At 57.9% G+C, this 6,434-nt stretch carries 3 protein-coding genes and 1 pseudogene; all 4 read right to left on the reverse strand.

Annotated features, from left to right (window positions below; genetic code table 11):
- Positions 1 to 755: pseudogene (locus Q0S71_RS00770) on the reverse strand (DNA-directed RNA polymerase subunit beta'); the annotation flags it as partial.
- A gap of 105 nt (positions 756 to 860) precedes the next feature.
- A complete protein-coding gene (gene rpoB, locus Q0S71_RS00775) occupies positions 861 to 4,967 on the reverse strand; it encodes a DNA-directed RNA polymerase subunit beta (RefSeq protein WP_295990119.1) in 4,107 nt (1,368 codons plus the stop codon).
- A 230-nt stretch (positions 4,968 to 5,197) separates the two neighbouring features.
- Positions 5,198 to 5,569, reverse strand: coding sequence for a 50S ribosomal protein L7/L12 (gene rplL, locus Q0S71_RS00780; protein WP_017877898.1), 372 nt, complete (start codon positions 5,567 to 5,569; stop codon positions 5,198 to 5,200).
- 69 nt (positions 5,570 to 5,638) lie between these two features.
- Positions 5,639 to 6,184 carry a 50S ribosomal protein L10 gene (gene rplJ / locus Q0S71_RS00785; protein WP_295990120.1) on the reverse strand — a complete coding sequence of 182 codons (546 nt, stop codon included), beginning with the start codon at positions 6,182 to 6,184 and terminating at the stop codon, positions 5,639 to 5,641.
- Positions 6,185 to 6,434 lie beyond the last annotated feature (250 nt).

Here is a 6,434-nt window from a genome sequence, read left to right on the forward strand (position 1 = left end):
ACCAGCGGACGCAGTTCCGGCGGCAGCACCGGCAGCACTTCCATGATCATCCAGTCCGGCTTGATGCCCGAACGCTGGAACGCTTCCAGCACCTTCAGGCGCTTGGCGTATTTCTTGATCTTCGCTTCGGACTTCGATTCCTTCAGTTCCACGCGCAGGGTTTCGGCATCGCGGTGGATGTCGATCGAGCGCAGCAGTTCACGGATACCTTCGGCGCCCATGAAGGCGGTGAAGTCGTCGCCGTACTCTTCGTACTTGGCGGCGTAGTCGTCTTCCGACATGATCTGGCATTTCAGCGGCGTCATGCCCGGATCGGTGACCACGTACGCTTCGAAGTACAAGACGCGTTCGATGTCCCGCAGGGTCATGTCGAGCACCATACCCAGGCGCGAAGGCAGGGATTTCAGGAACCAGATGTGGGCGGTCGGCGAGGCCAGTTCGATGTGGCCCATGCGCTCGCGGCGCACTTTCGCCAGCGTCACTTCGACGCCGCATTTTTCGCAGATCACGCCGCGGTGCTTCAGGCGCTTGTACTTGCCGCACAGGCACTCGTAGTCTTTGATGGGGCCGAAAATCTTGGCGCAGAACAAACCGTCGCGCTCAGGCTTGAAGGTGCGGTAGTTGATGGTTTCCGGCTTTTTGACTTCGCCGTAGGACCACGAACGGATTTTCTCAGGCGACGCCAGACCAATTTTGATCGCGTCGAATGTTTCGTTTTGCTGAACTTGCTTGAATAGATCGAGCAGTGCTTTCATGTATCACTCCAGGTGATTAAATTTCATTTCTGAGACGAAGTTGCCCGGCGAGGTTTCCCTGCCGGGCGATTCCATCACAAACCGATTAGCGAAAATTTCTCGTTATCAGTTTCTTTCAAGGTCGATATCAATACCCAGCGAACGGATTTCCTTCACCAACACATTGAAGGATTCCGGCATACCGGCGTCGATCACATGGTCGCCTTTGACCAGGTTTTCGTACACCTTGGTACGGCCGTTCACGTCATCCGACTTGACCGTCAACATCTCTTGCAGCACGTACGATGCGCCGTAAGCTTCCAGGGCCCAGACTTCCATCTCACCGAAGCGCTGACCACCGAACTGGGCTTTACCACCCAGCGGTTGTTGCGTCACCAGCGAGTAAGGACCGGTCGAACGGGCATGCATCTTGTCATCAACCAAGTGATGCAGTTTCAGCATGTGCATCACGCCGACGGTGACCTTGCGCTCGAACGCTTCGCCGGTGCGGCCGTCATACATGGTCACCTGGTTCTTGGACGGTGTCATGCCCAAGTTTTTCGCGATATCGTCCGGATACGCCAGATCGAGCATGCGGCGGATCTCTTCTTCATTGGCGCCGTCGAACACCGGGGTCGCGAACGGCACGCCCTTTTTCAGGTTTTCCGCCAGCTTCATGATCTCTTCGTCGTCGAAGGCGTCGAGGTCTTCGGCGCGGCCGTTTTCGTTGTAGATCACGGTCAGATACTTGCGCATCTCGGCCGCCTGCGTGTGCACCTTCAGCATTTCGCCGATGCGCAGACCCAGACCCTTGGCGGCCCAGCCCAAGTGAGTCTCGAGGATCTGACCAACGTTCATCCGCGAAGGAACGCCCAGTGGGTTCAGCACCACGTCGGCCGGCGTGCCGTCGGCCATGTACGGCATGTCTTCGACGGGAACGATGCGCGAAACCACACCCTTGTTACCGTGGCGACCGGCCATCTTGTCGCCCGACTGCAGGCGGCGTTTCACGGCCAGGTAGACCTTGACCATTTTCTGCACGCCGGGTTGCAGCTCATCGCCCTGCGTCAGTTTCTTGCGCTTCTCTTCGAAGGCCAGGTCGAACTGGTGGCGCTTCTCGTTGATCGATTCCTTGATCGCTTCCAGCGCCACCGCCGCGTCGTCGTCCGCAGGGCGGATGTCGAACCAGTGGTATTTGTCCAGATCGTCCAGGTATTCCTTGGTGATCTTGGCGCCTTTGGCCAGCTTTTTAGGGCCGCCGTTGACCAGTTTGCCGATCAGCATTTTTTCCAGACGCTGGAAGGCATCGCCCTCCACGATACGCATCTGATCGTTCAAATCGAGGCGGAAACGCTTCAATTCGTCGTCGATGATCTGCTGGGCGCGCTTGTCGCGGACGATGCCTTCGCGGGTGAACACCTGCACGTCGATGACGGTGCCGATCATGCCGGACGGCACGCGCAGCGAGGTGTCTTTCACGTCGGAGGCTTTTTCGCCGAAAATCGCGCGCAGCAGCTTCTCTTCCGGCGTCAGCTGGGTTTCGCCCTTCGGCGTCACTTTGCCGACCAGGGTGTCGCCGGCCTGGACTTCGGCGCCGATGTAGACGATGCCCGATTCATCCAGACGCGCCAGCTGATTTTCAGCCAGGTTCGAGATGTCGCGGGTGATTTCTTCCGCGCCCAGTTTGGTGTCGCGCGCGACGACCGACAACTCTTCGATGTGAATCGAGGTGTAGCGGTCATCCTTGACGACGTTTTCCGAGATCAGGATCGAATCTTCGAAGTTCAGACCATTCCATGGCATGAAGGCCACGGTCATGTTCTGGCCCAGAGCCAGTTCGCCCAAGTCCGTCGATGCGCCGTCGGCGATGACGTCGCGCTTCGAGACGCGGTCGCCGACCTTGACGATAGGACGTTGGTTGATGTTGGTGTTCTGGTTCGAACGGGTGTACTTGATCAGGTTGTAGATATCGACACCGACTTCACCGGCGGTCGCTTCGTCATCGTTGACACGAATGACGACGCGGCCCGCATCGATGTAGTCGACGATACCGCCACGCAGAGCCTGCACGGTGGTGCCGGAGTCGACCGCGACGGTGCGTTCGATACCGGTGCCGACCAGCGCCTTTTCGGGACGCAGGCAAGGCACGGCTTGACGTTGCATGTTGGCACCCATCAAAGCGCGGTTCGCATCATCGTGTTCGAGGAAGGGAATCAGCGAGGCGGCGACGGAAACGATCTGGCCCGGCGCAACGTCCATGTACTGGATGCGTTCCGGCGAGACGAGGATGGTTTCGCCGGCTTCACGCGCGGAGACCAATTCATCGGACAGGGTGCCGCTCTTGTCGATGGTCGCGTTCGCCTGGGCGATGATGTAGCGGCCTTCTTCGATGGCGGACAGGTAGTCGATCTGTTCGGTGATCTTGGAGCCTTCGACCTTGCGGTACGGGGTTTCCAGGAAGCCGTATTCATTCAGGCGGGCGTACAGGGCCAGCGAGTTGATCAGACCAATGTTCGGTCCCTCGGGCGTTTCGATCGGGCAGACGCGGCCGTAATGGGTCGGATGCACGTCGCGCACCTCGAAACCGGCGCGTTCGCGCGTCAGACCGCCGGGCCCCAGCGCCGATACGCGGCGTTTGTGGGTGATTTCCGACAGGGGATTGGTCTGATCCATAAACTGCGACAGCTGCGAGGAGCCGAAGAATTCGCGGATCGCGGCCGAAATCGGCTTCGAATTGATCAGATCGTGCGGCATCAGGTTGTCCGCTTCGGCTTGGCCGAGGCGTTCCTTGACGGCGCGCTCGACGCGCACCAGACCGGCGCGGAATTGATTCTCCGCCAGTTCGCCGACGCAACGCACGCGGCGGTTACCCAGGTGATCGATATCGTCGACTTCGCCGCGGCCATTGCGCAGTTCCACCAGGATCTTGATCACGGCCAGCACGTCTTCGTTCGACAGGGTCATCGCGCCAGTCAGTTCATCGCGGCCGATGCGGCGGTTGAACTTCATGCGGCCCACCGCCGACAGATCGTAACGGTCGGAATTGTAGAACAGACCGTTGAACAGGGCCTCGACCGAATCTTCGGTCGGCGGCTCGCCCGGACGCATCATGCGGTAGATCGCCACTTTCGCGGCCATCTGGTCGGCGGTGTCGTCGATGCGCAGGGTTTGCGAGATGTAGGCGCCCTGGTCCAGGTCGTTCGTGTACAGGGTCTGGATGTCGCTGATGCGGGCTTCGCGCAGACGGCCCATCAGGTCTTCGGTCAACTCTTCGTTGGCCGAGGCGACGACTTCGCCGGTGTCGGCGTCGACGATGTTCTTGGCCAGCACGCGGCCCAGCAGGTAGTCCTCAGGCACGGAGATGTGCTTGATGCCGGCCGCCTCGATGTCGCGCACATGTTTGGCGTTGATGCGCTTGTCCTTCAGGACCAGCGTCTTGCCCGACTTGTCGACGATGTCGAAACGCGCCACTTCGCCGCGCAGACGCTCGGCGACGAATTCCATTTCCGCGCCTTCGGAGCGCAGGTTGAAATTGTCGAAGACGAAGAAATTGGCGAGAATCTGTTCATGCGACATGCCGATTGCCTTGAGCAAAATCGTCACGGGCATCTTGCGGCGGCGGTCGACGCGGAAGAACAGGATGTCTTTCGGGTCGAACTCGAAATCCAGCCACGAACCGCGGTAAGGAATGATGCGCGCGGAGAACAGCAGCTTGCCCGAGGAGTGGGTCTTGCCGCGGTCATGCTCGAAGAACACGCCCGGGGAGCGGTGCAACTGCGAGACGATGACGCGCTCGGTGCCATTGATGACGAAGGAACCGGTGGTCGTCATGAGCGGCAATTCGCCCATGTAGACTTCTTGTTCCTTCATTTCCTTGACGACCGGCTTGGTCGGCGATTCCTTGTCCAGAATCACCAGGCGAACCTTGGCGCGCAGCGGCGACGCGAACGTCAGGCCACGCTGTTGGCATTCTTTGACGTCGAAGGCGGGGTCGCCCAGGACGTACGACAAGAATTCGAGACGCGCGAAACCATTGTGCGAAACGATAGGGAAAATCGAGGTGAAAGCCGACTGCAGGCCATCGTTCTTGCGCGTCGACGGTGCTACGTCTTCTTGCAGGAAACTATGATAAGACTCGAGCTGGGTCGCCAGCAGGAACGGAACGTGGTGAACGTTGGCGCGCTTCGCGAATGACTTGCGAATGCGTTTCTTCTCAGTAAATGAGTAGTGCATGGACACTCCGTGAGTGACAGAAAGGATAGAAAATTCAGGTTTTGCAAGTGCTCATTTGCAACGCTGCGCATGACACAGACGAAACCTCAAGGCTCTACTTTCCGGCTTGAATCGAACAAATGACGGATACAAATACGACAAAGACGACAAAGGAGCCAAAGTCGGGCTTTTCCCTTTAACAGGAAAACCTCAGACTTTGACTCGGGCGCTAACTGCCGCCGGAACAACTATTACTTGATCGAAGCGGTCGCGCCGGCTTCTACCAGTTTCTTCTGTGCAGCTTCAGCGTCCGCTTTCGACACTGCTTCTTTCACAGTTTTTGGTGCGCCATCGACCAGGTCTTTAGCTTCTTTCAAGCCCAGGCCGGTGATTTCGCGAACTGCTTTAATGACGCCAACTTTGTTTGCGCCGAAGCTGTCCAGGATGACGTTGAATTCGGTTTGCTCTTCAACGACAGCTGCAGGACCAGCAGCTGGGCCGCCGGACGACATTGCTGCGGCCGAAACGCCGAATTTTTCTTCGAATGCTTTAACCAGGTCGTTCAGGTCCATTACGGACATGGCGCTAACTGCTTCCAGGATATCGTCTTTGCTAATTGCCATTTTGAAACTCCTAAATTTATTACGTTAGTTACATCAGATTGGTACTGAGAGAAAAAAGCCGCAGGGCAATTAAGCCGCTGCTGGCGCTTCTTCTGCTGCAACTGCTTCAACGGCAGGCGCGGCGGATTCGGCTTCTTTTTTCGCTGCCAGGGCAGCCAGACCACGAGCAAAGCCCGACACCGGAGCCAGCATAACGCCCAACAACTGAGCGATGAGGACTTCACGGCTAGGGATGCTAGCCAACGCTGTGACAGCCGCTTTATCAAGCGGCTTGCCGGCGTAGTTACCAGCCATGATGACCAGTTTGTCGTTGGTTTTAGCGAAGTCAGCGATGACTTTAGCTGCAGCAACGGCATCGGCCGAGATCGAGTAGATCAACGGACCGGTCATGGAATCGGCCAGACTAGCGAACGCGGTACCTTCAACGGCACGACGAGCCAATGTGTTTTTCAACACACGCAGGTACACGCCTTGGGCACGCGCTTTAGCACGCAGTTGCGTCAAGTGACCAACCTGGATGCCACGATATTCGGCCACGACGATAGTTTGCGCTGCTGCTACTTGCGCGGAAACTTCGGCGACTACGGCCTTTTTGTCATTCAGATTGAGACCCACGGTCAACCTCCTTAAATGATGTTCAGCAATCACAACCGAGTGGTTGAGCGCCTCGCATCGGTTCGAACACGGCGTCCGAAGTTAAGAAGTTCAAAAACTGAGCGGATGCATTCACGCAGCATGAGGACTACAAAACTTGTTCGGGTACACCATCTGCGTTGGGCGCCCCCGCTTGCGCGGCGGCGATTAACCTCGTGCACATGTGGTCGCACTCGGCCCAACGGTCTTTGATTGTCCGGCCGCGGCGCGC

It is taken from the genome of Rugamonas sp. (assembly GCF_025354735.1).
Classification (GTDB): domain Bacteria; phylum Pseudomonadota; class Gammaproteobacteria; order Burkholderiales; family Burkholderiaceae_D; genus Rugamonas.

Excerpts from the sequence above, each read along its gene's own strand:
- rpoB (WP_295990119.1), bottom strand. The coding sequence starts at position 4,967 with ATGCACTACTCATTTACTGAGAAGAAACGCATTCGCAAGTCATTCGCG.
- rplL (WP_017877898.1), bottom strand. The coding sequence starts at position 5,569 with ATGGCAATTAGCAAAGACGATATCCTGGAAGCAGTTAGCGCCATGTCC.